Genomic DNA, 15773 nt, shown 5'->3' with positions numbered 1-15773 from the left:
TGATCTACACCGGATCAGAAGTCCAGGTTCGATACCGACAGCGCGTTGCTCTCGATGAAATCACGACGTGGCTCGACCGCATCACCCATCAGGGTGTTGAAGATCTGGTCAGCAGCAATCGCATCCTCGATGGTGACCTTGAGCATACGGCGGACGGTCGGGTCCATGGTGGTTTCCCACAGCTGCTCAGGGTTCATCTCGCCCAACCCTTTGTATCGCTGGATGGTGTGGCGCTTGGTGGTTTCGTTCATCAGCCAATCCAGGCCTTCCTTGAACTCGACGATTGCCTTGCGGCGCTCACCGCGCTGCACGTAAGCACCTTCGCCCAACAAGCTGGACAGCTTGGCACCAATGTTGACTACGGTACGGTAGTCATTGCTGCCAAAGAAGTCCCGGTTGAAGGTGACGTAGCTGGCCAGGCCGTGGGAGGTAATTTCCACTTCTGGCAACCATACGTTGCGCTCTTTGTCTTCACGCAGGCTGGCTTTGTAAACCAGGCCGGACTTCTGGCTGCTGTTCAGACGTTCCTGGAACTTAGCCAGCCAGGCTTGCATCACAGCATGGTCACCCAACTGCTCCAGGGTCACCTCCGGCAGGTAGATGAAGTGCTCGGTCAGTTCTTCCGGATACAAGCGCGACAGGCGCTTGAGTGTCTTCATGACACTGCGGAACTCATTCACCAGCGCTTCCAGCTGCACACCAGAAACCGCTGGTGCCGACTCGTCCAGGTGCAGGCTGGCATCTTCGAGGGCCGACTGGGTCATGTACTCTTCCATGGCCTCGTCGTCCTTGATGTACTGCTCCTGCTTGCCTTTCTTTACCTTGTACAGCGGTGGCTGGGCAATGTAGATGTAACCGCGCTCGACCAGCTCCGGCAGCTGACGGAAGAAGAAGGTCAGCAGCAGCGTACGGATGTGCGAACCGTCAACGTCAGCATCGGTCATGATGATGATGTTGTGATAACGCAGCTTGTCGATGTTGTACTCTTCGCGGCCGATACCGCAGCCAAGTGCAGTGATCAGCGTGCCCACTTCCTGGGACGAGATCATCTTGTCGAAGCGCGCTTTCTCGACGTTGAGGATTTTACCCTTCAGCGGCAGGATCGCCTGGGTGCGACGGTTGCGGCCTTGCTTGGCCGAGCCACCCGCAGAGTCACCCTCCACCAGGTACAGTTCGGAAAGGGCAGGGTCCTTTTCCTGGCAGTCCGCAAGTTTGCCTGGCAGGCCAGCAATATCCAGCGCGCCTTTACGGCGAGTCATCTCACGGGCTTTACGTGCCGCTTCACGGGCACGGGCAGCGTCGATCATCTTGCCAACGACGGCCTTGGCCTCGTTGGGGTTTTCCAGCAGGAAGTCGGCGAAGTACTTGTTCATCTCCTGTTCCACGGCGGTTTTCACCTCCGAGGAGACCAGCTTGTCCTTGGTCTGCGAACTGAACTTAGGGTCCGGCACCTTCACCGAGATGATTGCGGTCAGGCCTTCACGGGCGTCGTCACCAGTGGTCGCCACCTTGTTCTTCTTGGCCAGTCCTTCCTGTTCGATGTAGCTGTTCAGGCTACGGGTCAGCGAGGAACGGAAGCCCACCAGGTGAGTACCGCCATCACGCTGCGGAATGTTGTTGGTGAAGCACAACAGGTTTTCGTTGAAGCTGTCATTCCACTGCAGGGCGACTTCAACACCCACGCCATCGTCACGCTGGACGTTGAAGTGGAATACCTGGGAGTTGACCGGGGTCTTGTTGGTGTTCAGGTATTCGACGAAAGCACGCAGGCCACCTTCGTACTTGAAGAACTCTTCCTTACCGCTACGTTCATCCTTCAGCAGAATGCCAACGCCCGAGTTGAGGAACGACAGCTCGCGGATACGCTTGGCCAGGATGTCCCAGCTGAAGTGAATGTTCTTGAATGTTTCAGCCGAAGGCTTGAAGTGGATGTGGGTACCGGTGGTTTCGCTGTCACCGACAACCGCCATCGGCGCCTGTGGAACACCGTGAACGTAGGTCTGTTCCCAGATCTTGCCACTACGGCGAACGGTCAGTACCAGCTTTTCGGACAGGGCGTTCACAACAGAAACACCTACGCCGTGCAGACCGCCGGATACCTTGTAAGAGTTGTCGTCGAACTTACCGCCGGCGTGCAACACGGTCATGATGACCTCGGCTGCGGAAACGCCTTCTTCTTTATGCACGTCGACCGGAATGCCGCGACCGTTGTCGCGCACACTGATGGATTCGTCCGGGTGGATGATGACGGTGATGTCATCGCAGTGACCGGCGAGGGCTTCGTCGATCGAGTTGTCGACTACCTCGAAAACCATGTGGTGCAGGCCGCTACCATCATCGGTGTCGCCAATGTACATGCCGGGGCGCTTGCGCACGGCATCCAAACCTTTCAGCACCTTGATGCTGGAGGAGTCGTACGTTTGATTTTCGCTCATGCATTCACTCCCGATGGTCGTGGGTCTGGGTGATACGGCCTTGTTCCACGTGGAACAAAGCAACTGGCGTTTCCGTCTGCCAGCCTTCCCTCAGTAATTCGTGATCTACACAGGTGATGAACACCTGGCAGCGTAATTCTTCAAGCAAGCGGCACAACGCGCGGCGATGCTGGTCGTCCAGTTCGGACGGCAAGTCATCCACGAGATAAATACAGTGACCGCGGCGAGCCTGACTAACGAGGTGGCCTTGGGCAATGCGCAATGCGCACACCACCAGCTTTTGCTGACCACGCGACAGGATGTCGGCTGCATTGTTGGCAGCCAGACGAAGACGCAGATCAGCGCGCTGCGGACCGGCCTGGGTGTGGCCCATCTGCTGATCGCGAAGGAGAGAGGACGCGAGTACTTCTTGCAGTTCCCGGTCCTTGTCCCAGCCTCGGTAGTAGCTAAGGGTCAACCCGTCCAGCTCGACCAGTTCGCTCAGGGTTCGCTCGAAGACGGGCTTCAAGGCCTTGATGTAGTTGCGACGGTATTCATCTATCTCCGCACTGGCCAGGCATAATTCCCGGTCCCAAGCGGCTTGCGAAGCTGGGTCAAGTGTACCATGCCGCAACCATGAGTTCCGCTGCCGCAGTGCCTTCTGCAGCCGTTGCCAGGCTGGCAGGAAACGTGGTTCCACGTGGAACACTCCCCAATCCAGGAACTGGCGGCGTATTTTTGGAGCGCCTTCCAACAGGCGGAAACTGTCTGGATTGATGAGCTGAAGCGGAAGCAGCTCAGCTAGCTGTGCCGCACTCCGAGCATTCTGCCCATCAATACGAATAGTGAACTCCCCTTGCCGCTCCCGGGATACACCCAGGTTGCTGCTGCCACCCTCGGCCAGTTGCACCTCGCCGAACACGGTACAGGCAGGTTGTTCGTACTGGATAACCGGATTCAGGCGGGTGCTGCGGAACGAACGCGCCAGCCCGAGCAGATGCACGGCTTCAAGCACGCTGGTTTTGCCGCTACCGTTGGCGCCGTAAAGGATGTTGATGCGGGGGGAGGGTGAGAGTGTCACCGGGTGCAGATTGCGCACCGCGGTGACAATGATACGTCGAAGGGACATTTCGCCTGCTACGGGTTACAGGCGCATCGGCATGACAACGTAGGAAGAATCGTCGTTGCCAGCTTCCTGCAGCAGAGCACTGCTGTTGGAGTCGGACAGGATCAGACGAACTTGCTCGGTAGTCATCACGCCCAGCACATCCAGCAAGTAGCTGACGTTGAAGCCGATTTCCAGCGAGCTACCATCGTAGTCCACGCTGATTTCTTCTTCAGCTTCTTCCTGCTCGGGGTTGTTGGCTTGGATCTTCAGTTGGCCAGCGGCCAGTTGCAGGCGGATTCCGCGGTACTTTTCGTTGGAAAGAATTGCAGTACGGCTGAAGGCTTCACGCAGCGCCTGACGGTCACCAATCACCAGTTTGTCACCGCCCTTGGGCAGTACGCGCTCGTAGTCCGGGAATTTGCCGTCTACCAGCTTGGAAGTAAAGGTGAATTCACCGGTGGTAGCGCGGATGTGGTGCTGGCCCAAGACGATGCTGACCATGCCTTCCGGGTCGGTCAGCAGGCGCGCCAGTTCGAGGATACCTTTGCGCGGCACGATGACCTGGTGGCGATCATCCTGCTCGATCGGTGCACTCATGGAGCACAGCGCCAGGCGGTGGCCGTCAGTGGATACAGCTCGCAGGGTGTTGCGGGAAACTTCCAGCAGCATACCGTTGAGGTAGTACCGCACATCCTGCTGGGCCATGGCGAAACTGGTACGCTCGATCAGGCGGCGCAGCTTGCTCTGTTCCAGGTTGCAGGTCAGAGAGCCCGGGCCTTCTTCCACGGTCGGGAAGTCATTGGCAGGCAGGGTCGACAGGGTAAAGCGGCTACGGCCGGCCTTGACCAACAGTTTCTGCTCGTCGACCTTGATATCGATCAGGGCGTCGTTCGGCAAGCTTTTGCAAATGTCCATCAGCTTGCGTGCCGGGACAGTGATTTCGCCAGGCTCGGCCGGCTCTTCGAGTTGCACGCGGCCTACCAGTTCGACTTCCAGGTCGGTACCAGTCAACGACAGTTGCTGGCCTTGTACGACCAGCAATACGTTGGACAGGACCGGCAAGGTCTGGCGGCGCTCGACGACACCGGCGACCAGTTGCAGGGGTTTCAACAGGGCTTCGCGTTGAATGGTGAAATGCATGGTCTAGTCCCTTGCCTTCAATTAGCTGCGCAGACGGCCATCAGGTCGTCAGCGTCCGCAGCAGGTTCTTGTAGTCCTCGCGGATGTCCGCGTCGGATTCCTTCAGTTCGTTGATCTTGCGGCATGCGTGCAGCACCGTCGTATGGTCGCGACCACCGAACATGTCGCCGATTTCCGGCAGACTGTGGTTGGTCAGTTCCTTGGACAGGGCCATGGCCACCTGACGTGGACGCGCTACGGAACGCGAACGACGCTTGGACAAAAGATCGGAGATCTTGATCTTGTAGTACTCGGCGACAGTACGCTGAATGTTATCCACACTGACCAGCTTGTCCTGCAGCGCCAGCAGATCCTTGAGCGACTCACGAATCAGTTCGATGGTTATGTCGCGGCCCATGAAGTGAGAGTGAGCGATCACCCGCTTCAATGCGCCTTCCAGTTCACGGACGTTGGAACGGATACGCTGGGCAATGAAGAAGGCCGCGTCATGCGGTAGTTCGACCTTGGCCTGGTCGGCTTTCTTCATCAGGATCGCCACGCGTGTTTCCAGCTCCGGAGGCTCGACGGCCACCGTCAGGCCCCAACCAAAGCGCGACTTCAGGCGCTCTTCCAGGCCTTCGATCTCCTTGGGGTAGCGGTCAGAGGTAAGGATTACCTGCTGGCCACCCTCGAGCAGGGCGTTGAAGGTGTGGAAAAACTCTTCCTGCGAGCGCTCTTTACGGGCAAAGAACTGGATATCGTCGATCAGCAACGCATCCACCGAGCGGTAGAAACGCTTGAATTCATTGATGGCGTTCAGCTGCAGCGCCTTGACCATGTCCGCGACGAAGCGCTCCGAATGCAGGTACACGACCTTGGCGTTCGGGTTCTTCTTCAGCAGGTGGTTACCCACAGCATGCATGAGGTGGGTTTTACCCAGGCCCACACCACCATAAAGGAAGAGCGGGTTGTAGCCGTGCTTGGGGTTGTCTGCCACCTGCCAGGCAGCTGCGCGCGCCAGCTGGTTCGACTTGCCTTCGACGAAAGTGTCGAACGTGAAGGTGCGGTTCAGGTAACTGGTGTGCTTGAGCGCACCTTCGACCTGCACGGTCCGTTGTTCGGTCCGGGCATTGCCGGCCGACACAGTAGCCGGTTCGGCCATGGCATCGAAGCTATCACGCGAGGATGGCTCGGCCAGTTCATCGACCAGTACAGGTTCGGCCGCCGCCAAGGCGACGGGTTCGACCGCTGCCGGCACGGCCTTCTGTGTCTGGCTCTGCGTCTGGGTCTGGGCCAGCGAGGCGGCCACCGCAGCACTTACTGGCGCGTTGGGCGCGGCACGTGGCGCGGAGCTGCGACGGCTGCCGATCAACAAGGAAAGAGCAGGCGCAATGCCGCTGCCGTTTTCGCCCAACAGCTCGAGCAAACGACCCAGGTACTTTTCATTGACCCAATCGAGAACGAAACGGTTAGGCGCATAGACGCGCAACTCGTCGCCTTCGGCTTCGACCTGTAGCGGACGGATCCAGGTGTTGAATTGCTGGGCAGGCAGTTCATCGCGCAGAAGCTCCACGCACTGCTGCCAAAGTTCCACTGACACGGATATCCCCTGAGTTTGAAAGCCGGATGAGGCAAAAACAAACCGCCATTGTACCGGTCGAGCGTCCAGTTATCCACATGTGGACACGTTAGGAACCATGACAAAACAGCCATTTATCGACCAAAACGGCTTCGTCATGCTGTGAATAAGCCCTGTGGATAACCGACCATGAGCGCTATGCACAACCCTGAGGTCAGAGCTGTTGATAACTCAGCTGTGGATAAGCGGCATTTTAATCCACAGCTTTCGACCATGAAGAAAACAAGCGCAGCACGGGTTGATAACGCACTTGTAAAACTCTGTACAGCCCGATTTCTATGGGTTAGAGATGGTTATCCACAGAAGGTTATCCACTTAAGATTTATAGATTCTTCAGAAAAGCTTTTTATATGTCTCTTCTTTTTTTTCATGTTGTCCCCAATTCGTGTGTCCGATCAAGCACCCGTGAGGGATTGGGCAAGCACGCACCGTCCATCACGTGCTCTATATGGAAAGACTGGTTGGAAATTGACCTACGGGCTTGCTTTCTCTAGAATCGCCGGTCTCTTAAAAAGGGGGCCATCCCGGCCCGTCGTCGACAAACCAGGTAACACGCCATGAAACGTACTTTCCAACCAAGCACCATCAAGCGCGCGCGCACCCACGGCTTCCGTGCCCGTATGGCTACCAAGAACGGCCGCGCTGTTCTGTCGCGTCGTCGTGCCAAAGGCCGTAAGCGTCTGGCCATTTGATTTTTCGGCACAGGTGGTGAGTCAGGACTTCAGTCGGGAAAAGCGACTGCTTACACCCCGACATTTCAAAGCGGTCTTCGACTCCCCAACCGGCAAGGTTCCAGGGAAAAACCTGCTGATCCTTGCTCGCGAGAACGGCCTCGATCACCCACGCCTCGGCCTGGTAATCGGCAAGAAGAGCGTCAAGCTCGCCGTTCAACGCAACCGCCTCAAGCGCTTGATGCGCGATTCCTTTCGCCTGAACCAGCAGTTGCTTGCCGGGTTGGACATTGTGATCGTCGCGCGCAAGGGATTGGGTGAGATAGAAAACCCGGAATTGCACCAACACTTTGGCAAACTCTGGAAACGCCTGGCGCGCAGCCGGCCCACTCCAGCAGTGACCGCCAATTCCGCAGGGGTAGACAGCCAAGATGCGTAAACTGGCGCTCGTTCCGATCCAGTTTTACCGTTATGCCATTAGTCCTCTGATGGCCAGCCACTGTCGTTTCTTCCCCAGTTGCTCCTGTTACGCTTATGAAGCCATCGAAAACCACGGCCTCTGGCGTGGTGGGTGGCTAGCCGTTCGTCGCCTGGGGCGTTGTCATCCGTGGAACGACGGCGGTTTCGATCCCGTTCCTCCCGCTCCTTCATCCCGAACTTCTTCGATAGCCGAGTAATCATGGATATTAAACGCACGATCCTGATCGTCGCCCTGGCAATCGTGTCCTATGTCATGGTCCTCAAGTGGAACCAGGACTACGGCCAGGCTGCCCTGCCGACTCAGAATACTGCTGCCAGCACCGTTGCCCCGGGTTTGCCGGATGGCGTACCGGCCGGTAATGCCGGCGCCAGCGCCGATGTGCCAAGCGCCAACGCCGAAACCAGCGCAGCCGAACTGGCGCCGGTTGCGGTCAGCAAGGACCTGATCCGGGTCAAGACCGATGTCCTGGACCTGGCTATCGATCCGGTCGGTGGTGACATCGTCCAGCTGAACCTGCCGCAGTACCCACGGCGCCAGGACCACCCGGACATTCCGTTCCAGCTGTTCGACAACGGTGGCGAGCGTGTCTACCTGGCACAAAGCGGCCTGACCGGCGTCAACGGTCCGGATGCCCGTCCGGCCGGTCGCCCTCTGTACGCTACCGACAAGAAGGGTTACCAGCTGGCCGATGGCCAGGAACAACTGGTGGTCGACCTGAAGTTCAGCGACAACGGCGTCAACTACATCAAGCGCTTCAGCTTCAAGCGCGGCGAGTACGACCTGACCGTCAGCTACCTGATCGACAACCAGAGCGGCCAGGCCTGGAGCGGCAACATGTTTGCCCAGCTCAAGCGTGATGCCAGCTCCGATCCGTCGTCGAGCACTGCCACCGGCACCGCTACCTACTTGGGCGCGGCCCTGTGGACAGCTTCCGAGCCCTACAAAAAGGTCTCGATGAAGGACATCGACAAAGGTAGTTTGAAAGAAAATGTGTCCGGCGGCTGGGTTGCCTGGCTGCAGCACTACTTCGTGACCGCCTGGATTCCGGCCAAGTCGGACAACAATGTTGTCCAGACCCGCAAGGACAGCCAGGGCAACTACATCATCGGCTACACCGGCCCGGCCATCAGCGTACCTGCTGGCGGCAAGGTCGAGACCAGCGCCATGCTGTACGCCGGCCCGAAAATCCAGTCCAAGCTGAAAGAGTTGTCCCCAGGCCTGGAACTGACCGTCGACTACGGCTTCCTGTGGTTCATCGCCCAGCCGATCTTCTGGCTGTTGCAACATATCCACAGCCTGTTGGGTAACTGGGGCTGGTCGATCATCGTGCTGACCATGCTGATCAAAGGCCTGTTCTTCCCGCTGTCGGCTGCCAGCTACCGTTCGATGGCGCGCATGCGTGCCGTTGCGCCGAAGCTCGCTGCACTGAAGGAACGCTTCGGTGACGATCGCCAGAAGATGTCCCAGGCGATGATGGAGCTGTACAAGAAAGAGAAGATCAACCCGCTGGGCGGCTGCCTGCCGATCCTTGTGCAGATGCCAGTGTTCCTGGCCCTGTACTGGGTGCTGCTGGAAAGTGTGGAAATGCGCCAGGCCCCATGGATGCTGTGGATTACCGACTTGTCGATCAAGGATCCGTTCTTCATCCTGCCGATCATCATGGGCGCCACCATGTTCATCCAGCAGCGCTTGAACCCTACGCCGCCGGATCCGATGCAGGCCAAGGTGATGAAAATGATGCCGATCATCTTCACCTTCTTCTTCCTGTGGTTCCCGGCTGGTCTGGTGCTGTACTGGGTTGTGAACAACTGCCTGTCGATCGCACAGCAGTGGTACATCACCCGCAGCATCGAAGCAGCCAGCAAAAAAGCTGCTGCTTGACAGGCTACTGCGCTAGCCTGTGAATAAAAAACGCCCCCTAGTGGGGCGTTTTTGCTATCTGTCGTTTTTGTCGTAGAGGCTTTCGAGCATGAACACTGTGCGTGAAACCATCGCCGCCATCGCCACCGCCCAGGGCCGCGGCGGTGTGGGTATTGTCAGGTTGTCCGGCCCCTTGGCCGCCCAGGCCGGCCAGTTGATTACCGGCCGTACGCTTACGCCGCGCCATGCCCATTACGGCCCGTTCCGCGACGAGGAAGGGCTGGTGCTGGACGAAGGTATCGCGCTGTTTTTCCCCGGGCCGAATTCGTTCACCGGCGAGGATGTGCTGGAACTGCAAGGCCACGGTGGCCCGGTAGTGCTGGATATGCTGCTGCAGCGCTGTGTACAAGTGGGTTGCCGGCTGGCTCGCCCAGGCGAGTTCAGCGAGCGTGCATTCCTCAACGACAAGCTCGACCTGGCCCAGGCCGAAGCCATCGCCGACCTGATCGAGGCCAGTTCCAGCCAGGCCGCGCGCAATGCACTTCGTTCGCTGCAGGGGGAATTCTCCAAGCGCGTGCATTTCCTGACCGAGGCGTTGATTGCCCTGCGCATATACGTCGAGGCGGCGATCGACTTCCCGGAGGAAGAAATCGACTTCCTTGCCGACGGTCACGTACTGTCGATGCTCGATGTGGTGCGCGATGAGCTGTCCAAGGTGCAGCGTGAAGCCGGGCAGGGTGCCTTGCTGCGTGACGGCATGACCGTGGTCATCGCCGGTCGGCCGAATGCCGGCAAGTCGAGCCTGTTGAACCAACTGGCCGGGCGCGAAGCAGCGATCGTCACCGATATCGCCGGCACCACCCGGGACATCCTGCGCGAACACATCCACATCGACGGCATGCCGCTGCACGTGGTCGATACTGCCGGCCTGCGCGACACCGATGACCATGTGGAAAAGATCGGCGTGGAACGTGCGCTGAAGGCCATTGGCGAGGCAGACCGGGTGCTTTTGGTGGTGGACTCCACCGCACCCGAGGCCAGCGACCCATTCGCCCTGTGGCCGGAATTTCTCGACCAGCGGCCAGACCCAGGCAAGGTCACGCTGATCCGCAACAAGGCCGACCTGAGTGGTGAGCGGATCGCGCTGGAACAGTGCGATGACGGCCATGTGACCATCACCCTCAGTGCCAAAGGGGACGACACAGGCCTGCAGCTGCTGCGTGACCACCTGAAGGCGTGCATGGGTTATGAACAGACAGCCGAGAGTGGTTTCAGCGCCCGTCGGCGCCATCTGGATGCCCTGCGCCAGGCCAGTGAGCACCTGGAACACGGCCGTGCGCAACTGACCCTGGCTGGCGCGGGTGAGCTGCTGGCAGAAGACCTGCGACAGGCGCAGCAGGCCCTGGGAGAAATTACCGGGGCATTCAGCTCAGACGACCTGTTGGGAAGGATTTTCTCCAGTTTCTGCATCGGCAAGTAATCCACAGCCAGGCAAGGCCAAGAGCCGCTCCTTCGGGAGCGGCTTTTTTTTTGCCTGTAATTCGTTACAGGAGATAACCGGGTACCTGTGGGAGCGGGCGTGCCCGCGAAGAGGCCCTTACAAGCCCTGAATCTCTGTGGCTGTACCGACGCTTTCGCGGGCTCGCCCGCTCCCACCTTGTCCGTATCCAGCCCTACCTCGATGTTTTTTTTCATTCACAGGCTCGAATCCGTGCTCAGGAGCCCTGTGGAAAAGTCGCCTTCAGCTCCGTTGATAAGCAGGCTTTTTTTCTGAGGACAAACCCGCCTGTGGGTAAACAGTCATTTAATCCACAGGCTAAATCGTGTTATCCATAGCCCTCATGGCACTCCAGCCACAGGGTTTAATTTTTCTCTATCCTGCATGAACAAAGGCCTAGGTAACCTTATCCACAGAATGGCTTGTGCATAAGAATAAACATAAAAACAAAGCTTTTTTAAATTTCTCCTCTTTGATTTCTGTTACCTGCCACTCATCCACAGGCTGGTCAAATTTTGCTCAGAAGGTTTCTTTAAAGGGGGTGAAGTCCCTATACTTGTCCGCTTACCTTCTCTATTCGCAAAAACAGGCACGAGGTGCGTGGTGGATTTCCCTTCCCGTTTTGAAGTGATCGTCATCGGCGGCGGCCATGCCGGTACCGAGGCTGCGCTTGCGTCTGCACGCATGGGTGTGAAAACCCTGCTGTTGACCCATAACGTGGAAACCCTCGGTCACATGAGCTGCAACCCCGCCATTGGCGGTATTGGCAAAAGCCATCTGGTCAAAGAGATCGATGCTCTCGGCGGCGCCATGGCGCTGGCCACCGACAAGAGCGGCATCCAGTTCCGCGTTCTGAACAACCGCAAGGGGCCGGCGGTACGCGCCACCCGTGCACAGGCCGACCGCGCCATCTACAAGGCAGTGGTGCGTGAAATCCTGGAAAACCAGCCGAACCTGTGGATATTCCAGCAGTCCTGCGACGACCTGATCGTCGAGCAGGACCAGGTCAAAGGCGTGGTGACCCAGATGGGCCTGCGTTTCTTCGCCGAATCTGTGGTACTGACCACCGGTACCTTCCTCGGCGGCCTTATCCACATTGGTTTGCAAAACCATTCCGGTGGTCGCGCCGGCGATCCGCCTTCGATCGCCCTGGCCCACCGCATGCGTGAATTGCCGCTGCGCGTTGGCCGCCTGAAAACCGGTACTCCGCCGCGCATCGATGGCCGTTCGGTGGACTTTTCGGTGATGACCGAACAGCCAGGCGATACGCCGATCCCGGTGATGTCGTTCATGGGCAATGCCCAGATGCACCCGCGCCAGGTGAGCTGCTGGATCACCCACACCAATGCACGCACCCACGAGATCATTGCCTCGAACCTGGACCGTTCGCCGATGTACTCGGGTGTGATCGAAGGTGTCGGCCCTCGCTACTGCCCGTCGATCGAAGACAAGATTCATCGCTTCGCCGACAAGGAAAGCCATCAGGTGTTCATCGAGCCGGAAGGCCTGACCACCCATGAGCTGTACCCCAACGGTATTTCCACTTCACTGCCGTTCGACGTGCAGCTGGAGCTGGTGCGTTCGATCCGCGGCATGGAAAACGCCCACATCGTGCGCCCGGGCTACGCCATCGAATACGACTACTTCGACCCGCGCGACCTCAAGTACAGCCTCGAGACCAAAGTCATCGGCGGCCTGTTCTTTGCCGGGCAGATCAACGGCACCACCGGTTACGAAGAGGCCGGCGCCCAGGGCTTGCTGGCCGGGACCAACGCCGCACTGCGTGCGCAGGGCCGTGATAGCTGGTGTCCGCGCCGCGACGAGGCGTACATTGGCGTACTGGTCGACGACCTGATTACCCTGGGTACCCAGGAGCCGTACCGCATGTTCACTTCGCGCGCCGAGTACCGTCTGATCCTGCGCGAAGACAACGCCGACCTGCGCCTGACCGAAAAGGGCCGCGAGCTCGGCCTGATCGACGACCAGCGCTGGGCCGCCTTCTGCGCCAAGCGCGACGGCATCGAACGCGAGGAGCAGCGCCTGAAGTCGACCTGGGTACGTCCGAACACCGAGCAAGGCCAAGCCATTGTGGATAAGTTCGGCACCCCGCTCAGCCATGAGTACAGCCTGCTCAACCTGCTGGCGCGCCCGGAAATCGACTACGCCGGCCTGATCGAGGCGACCGGCGGCGAAGCGATCGATCCACAGGTCGCCGAGCAGGTCGAAATCCGCACCAAGTACGCCGGTTACATCGATCGCCAGCAGGATGAGATCGCCCGTCTGCGCGCCAGCGAAGACACTCGCCTGCCTGTGGATATCGATTACTCGACGATTTCCGGCCTTTCCAAGGAAATCCAGGGCAAGCTGGGCCAGACCCGTCCGGAGACCCTGGGCCAGGCCTCGCGCATCCCGGGCGTCACCCCGGCGGCGATTTCCCTGTTGCTGATTCACTTGAAAAAACGCGGCGCTGGCCGCGAATTGGAGCAAAGCGCTTGAGTTCCCTGGTCACCCCGCAACACGCAGAAGAGTTGTCCACAGGTGCGCGCCAGCTCGGTGTCGAGCTGACCGCAGAGCATCACGAAAAGCTGCTCGGCTACCTGGGCCTGTTGATCAAGTGGAACAAAGCCTACAACCTCACTGCCGTGCGCGACCCCGACGAGATGGTGTCGCGCCACCTGCTCGACAGCCTCAGTGTCATGCCGTTTATCCACAGCGAGCGTGACAACTGGCTGGATGTCGGCAGCGGCGGTGGCATGCCCGGTATCCCTTTGGCTATCCTGCATCCGCACAAACGCGTGACGGTGCTGGACGCCAATGGCAAGAAGACCCGCTTCCTGACCCAGGTGAAAATGGAACTCAAGCTGGACAACCTCACGGTTATCCACAGCCGGGTCGAGGCCTTCCAGCCAACACAAGCGTTCGACGGAATCATCTCCCGCGCCTTCAGCAGCATGGAGAACTTCACCAACTGGACCCGCCATCTGGGCGACACCGGGACGCAATGGCTTGCAATGAAGGGGCTGCATCCTGCCGATGAACTGGTAGCATTGCCCGCAGACTTCACAGTGGAAAGCGAGCAGGCCCTGACCGTTCCGGGTTGCCAGGGCCAGCGCCATCTGCTGATACTGCGCCGCAAGGCATGACTGGGAACACACGCAACAATGGCTAAGGTATTCGCAATCGCGAACCAGAAAGGTGGTGTGGGCAAGACCACCACCTGTATCAATCTCGCCGCCTCGCTGGCTGCGACCAAGCGTCGTGTGCTGCTGATCGACCTCGATCCGCAGGGCAACGCCACCATGGGCAGCGGTGTGGACAAGCACGAGCTCGAGCACTCGGTCTACGACCTGTTGATCGGGGAATGCGACCTGGCCCAGGCCATGCATTACTCCGAACACGGTGGTTTCCAGTTGTTGCCGGCCAACCGTGACCTGACCGCTGCCGAAGTGGTGCTGCTGGAAATGCAGGTCAAGGAAAGCCGCCTGCGCAATGCCTTGGCACCGATCCGCGACAATTACGATTTCATCCTCATCGACTGCCCGCCGTCGTTGTCGATGCTCACGCTCAATGCCCTGGTCGCCTCCGATGGCGTGATCATCCCGATGCAGTGCGAGTATTACGCACTGGAAGGTCTCAGCGACCTTGTGGATAACATCAAGCGGATTGCCGCCCGGTTGAACCCGGAGCTGAAAATCGAGGGCCTGCTGCGGACCATGTACGATCCGCGCCTGAGCCTGAACAACGATGTCTCGGCGCAGCTGAAAGAGCACTTTGGCCCGCAGCTGTACGACACGGTCATTCCGCGCAACATTCGCCTGGCCGAAGCCCCGAGCTTCGGCATGCCGGCCCTGGCTTACGACAAGCAATCGCGCGGCGCGCTGGCTTATCTGGCCCTGGCCGGGGAACTGGTACGCCGTCAACGCCGTCAATCACGCACTGCACAAACAACTTAAGGAATCCGTATGGCCGTCAAGAAACGGGGTCTCGGACGTGGGTTGGATGCACTGCTCAGTGGTCCTTCCGTCAGCGCGCTCGAAGAGCAGGCTGTGAAGATCGACCAGAAAGAACTGCAACACCTGCCGGTCGAACTGATCCAGCGTGGCAAATACCAGCCGCGCCGGGACATGGACCCGCAGGCGCTGGAAGAGCTCGCGCACTCGATTCGCAACCATGGCGTGATGCAACCGATCGTGGTGCGCCCGATCGATGGCAACCGCTACGAGATCATCGCCGGTGAGCGCCGCTGGCGCGCCACCCAGCAGGCTGGCCTGGACAAGATTCCGGCGATGGTCCGCGAGGTGCCCGACGAAGCCGCCATCGCCATGGCGCTGATCGAGAACATCCAGCGCGAAGACCTCAATCCGCTGGAAGAGGCGTTGGCCCTGCAGCGCCTGCAGCAGGAGTTCGAGCTCACCCAGCAACAGGTGGCCGATGCCGTGGGCAAGTCGCGGGTAACCGTGGCCAACCTGCTGCGCCTGATCACCCTGCCAGACGCGATCAAGACGATGCTCGCCCATGGCGACCTGGAGATGGGCCATGCCCGTGCATTGCTCGGCCTGGAAGAACATCGCCAGGAGGAGGGGGCGCGTCATGTTGTCGCACGTGGCCTCACCGTGCGCCAAACCGAGGCACTGGTTCGTCAGTGGCTCAGCGACAAACCTGATCCGGTCGAACCGAGCAAACCTGATCCGGATATTGCACGCCTTGAACAGCGGCTCGCAGAGCGCCTGGGCTCGGCCGTGCAGATCCGCCATGGCAACAAGGGCAAAGGCCAATTGGTTATTCGCTACAACTCGCTTGACGAGTTGCAAGGCGTGCTTGCTCACATCCGCTGAAACAATTCCCGTTGTAGCGCGCAGTCGGAAATCACTACCGAATAGTTGAATAGGGGTTAATCCACCCCTATACTCTGCGCGCATTTTGTCGGCACAAATTATGCCAAGTCATAGCTGACTTGGTGGTCGACTTCCGAGGAGCAGTTGT

Annotated in this window: 13 protein-coding genes; 9 read left to right on the top strand and 4 right to left on the bottom strand. The window is 59.1% G+C overall.

Annotation, left to right across the window (positions count from 1 at the left end; all coding sequences use genetic code 11):
• Window positions 1-14 precede the first annotated feature (14 nt).
• From gyrB to dnaA, 4 genes are read right to left on the bottom strand one after another with little or no spacing between them, the layout of a single operon-like run.
• Window positions 15-2435, bottom strand: a complete 2421-nt coding sequence (gyrB, locus tag R9B85_RS12635) for a DNA topoisomerase (ATP-hydrolyzing) subunit B (protein ID WP_112251664.1) — start codon at window positions 2433-2435, stop codon at window positions 15-17.
• A 4-nt stretch (window positions 2436-2439) separates the two neighbouring features.
• Window positions 2440-3543: a DNA replication/repair protein RecF gene (gene recF / locus R9B85_RS12630; RefSeq protein WP_112251663.1), complete on the bottom strand. Its 1104-nt coding sequence runs from the start codon at window positions 3541-3543 to the stop codon at window positions 2440-2442.
• 15 nt (window positions 3544-3558) lie between these two features.
• A complete protein-coding gene (dnaN, locus tag R9B85_RS12625) occupies window positions 3559-4662 on the bottom strand; it encodes a DNA polymerase III subunit beta (RefSeq protein WP_112251662.1) in 1104 nt (367 codons plus the stop codon).
• Between the two features lie 40 nt (window positions 4663-4702).
• A complete protein-coding gene (dnaA, locus tag R9B85_RS12620; RefSeq protein ID WP_112251661.1) occupies window positions 4703-6241 on the bottom strand; it encodes a chromosomal replication initiator protein DnaA in 1539 nt (512 codons plus the stop codon).
• A 596-nt stretch (window positions 6242-6837) separates the two neighbouring features.
• Between dnaA and rpmH the strand changes: the two genes are divergently transcribed.
• From rpmH to R9B85_RS12575, 9 genes are all read left to right on the top strand, one after another.
• Window positions 6838-6972 (top strand): 50S ribosomal protein L34, encoded by a 135-nt coding sequence (rpmH, locus tag R9B85_RS12615; RefSeq protein ID WP_003253163.1) that lies wholly within the window; start codon window positions 6838-6840, stop codon window positions 6970-6972.
• A gap of 13 nt (window positions 6973-6985) precedes the next feature.
• Window positions 6986-7390, top strand: coding sequence for a ribonuclease P protein component (rnpA, locus tag R9B85_RS12610; protein WP_003253166.1), 405 nt, complete (start codon window positions 6986-6988; stop codon window positions 7388-7390).
• The gene (gene yidD / locus R9B85_RS12605; RefSeq protein ID WP_075046823.1) at window positions 7383-7628 is read left to right on the top strand and encodes a membrane protein insertion efficiency factor YidD; all 246 of its coding nucleotides are present in this window, start codon (window positions 7383-7385) and stop codon (window positions 7626-7628) included. Before rnpA ends, yidD begins: the two co-directional genes overlap by 8 nt.
• A 2-nt stretch (window positions 7629-7630) precedes the next feature.
• Complete coding sequence (yidC, locus tag R9B85_RS12600; protein ID WP_112251659.1) at window positions 7631-9313, top strand: membrane protein insertase YidC; 1683 nt, start codon at window positions 7631-7633, stop codon at window positions 9311-9313.
• Between the two features lie 88 nt (window positions 9314-9401).
• On the top strand, window positions 9402-10772 hold the full coding sequence (gene mnmE, locus R9B85_RS12595) for a tRNA uridine-5-carboxymethylaminomethyl(34) synthesis GTPase MnmE (protein ID WP_207876981.1): 1371 nt from the start codon (window positions 9402-9404) through the stop codon (window positions 10770-10772).
• Window positions 10773-11393: 621 nt separating this feature from the next.
• Window positions 11394-13286, top strand: a complete 1893-nt coding sequence (gene mnmG, locus R9B85_RS12590) for a tRNA uridine-5-carboxymethylaminomethyl(34) synthesis enzyme MnmG (protein WP_015268403.1) — start codon at window positions 11394-11396, stop codon at window positions 13284-13286.
• On the top strand, window positions 13283-13933 hold the full coding sequence (rsmG, locus tag R9B85_RS12585) for a 16S rRNA (guanine(527)-N(7))-methyltransferase RsmG (protein ID WP_112251657.1): 651 nt from the start codon (window positions 13283-13285) through the stop codon (window positions 13931-13933). The genes mnmG and rsmG overlap by 4 nt, the downstream gene beginning before the upstream one ends.
• 18 nt (window positions 13934-13951) lie before the next feature.
• Window positions 13952-14743: a ParA family protein gene (locus tag R9B85_RS12580; protein WP_112251656.1), complete on the top strand. Its 792-nt coding sequence runs from the start codon at window positions 13952-13954 to the stop codon at window positions 14741-14743.
• A gap of 9 nt (window positions 14744-14752) precedes the next feature.
• The gene (locus tag R9B85_RS12575) at window positions 14753-15625 is read left to right on the top strand and encodes a ParB/RepB/Spo0J family partition protein (RefSeq protein WP_085621457.1); all 873 of its coding nucleotides are present in this window, start codon (window positions 14753-14755) and stop codon (window positions 15623-15625) included.
• Window positions 15626-15773: the final 148 nt, after the last annotated feature.

This window comes from Pseudomonas sp. NLJ1 (assembly GCF_049486705.1).
Lineage (GTDB): Bacteria > Pseudomonadota > Gammaproteobacteria > Pseudomonadales > Pseudomonadaceae > Aquipseudomonas > Aquipseudomonas inefficax.
Note: the sequence above shows the minus strand (reverse complement) of the source record. Positions and strands in the feature narration are given on the sequence as shown.

Coding starts and splice junctions, on each gene's coding strand:
- R9B85_RS12580 (WP_112251656.1), top strand. CDS start 13,952: ATGGCTAAGGTATTCGCAATCGCGAACCAGAAAGGTGGTGTGGGCAAG.
- gyrB (WP_112251664.1), bottom strand. CDS start 2,435: ATGAGCGAAAATCAAACGTACGACTCCTCCAGCATCAAGGTGCTGAAA.
- yidD (WP_075046823.1), top strand. CDS start 7,383: ATGCGTAAACTGGCGCTCGTTCCGATCCAGTTTTACCGTTATGCCATT.
- R9B85_RS12575 (WP_085621457.1), top strand. CDS start 14,753: ATGGCCGTCAAGAAACGGGGTCTCGGACGTGGGTTGGATGCACTGCTC.
- recF (WP_112251663.1), bottom strand. CDS start 3,543: ATGTCCCTTCGACGTATCATTGTCACCGCGGTGCGCAATCTGCACCCG.
- mnmE (WP_207876981.1), top strand. CDS start 9,402: ATGAACACTGTGCGTGAAACCATCGCCGCCATCGCCACCGCCCAGGGC.
- yidC (WP_112251659.1), top strand. CDS start 7,631: ATGGATATTAAACGCACGATCCTGATCGTCGCCCTGGCAATCGTGTCC.
- dnaN (WP_112251662.1), bottom strand. CDS start 4,662: ATGCATTTCACCATTCAACGCGAAGCCCTGTTGAAACCCCTGCAACTG.
- rpmH (WP_003253163.1), top strand. CDS start 6,838: ATGAAACGTACTTTCCAACCAAGCACCATCAAGCGCGCGCGCACCCAC.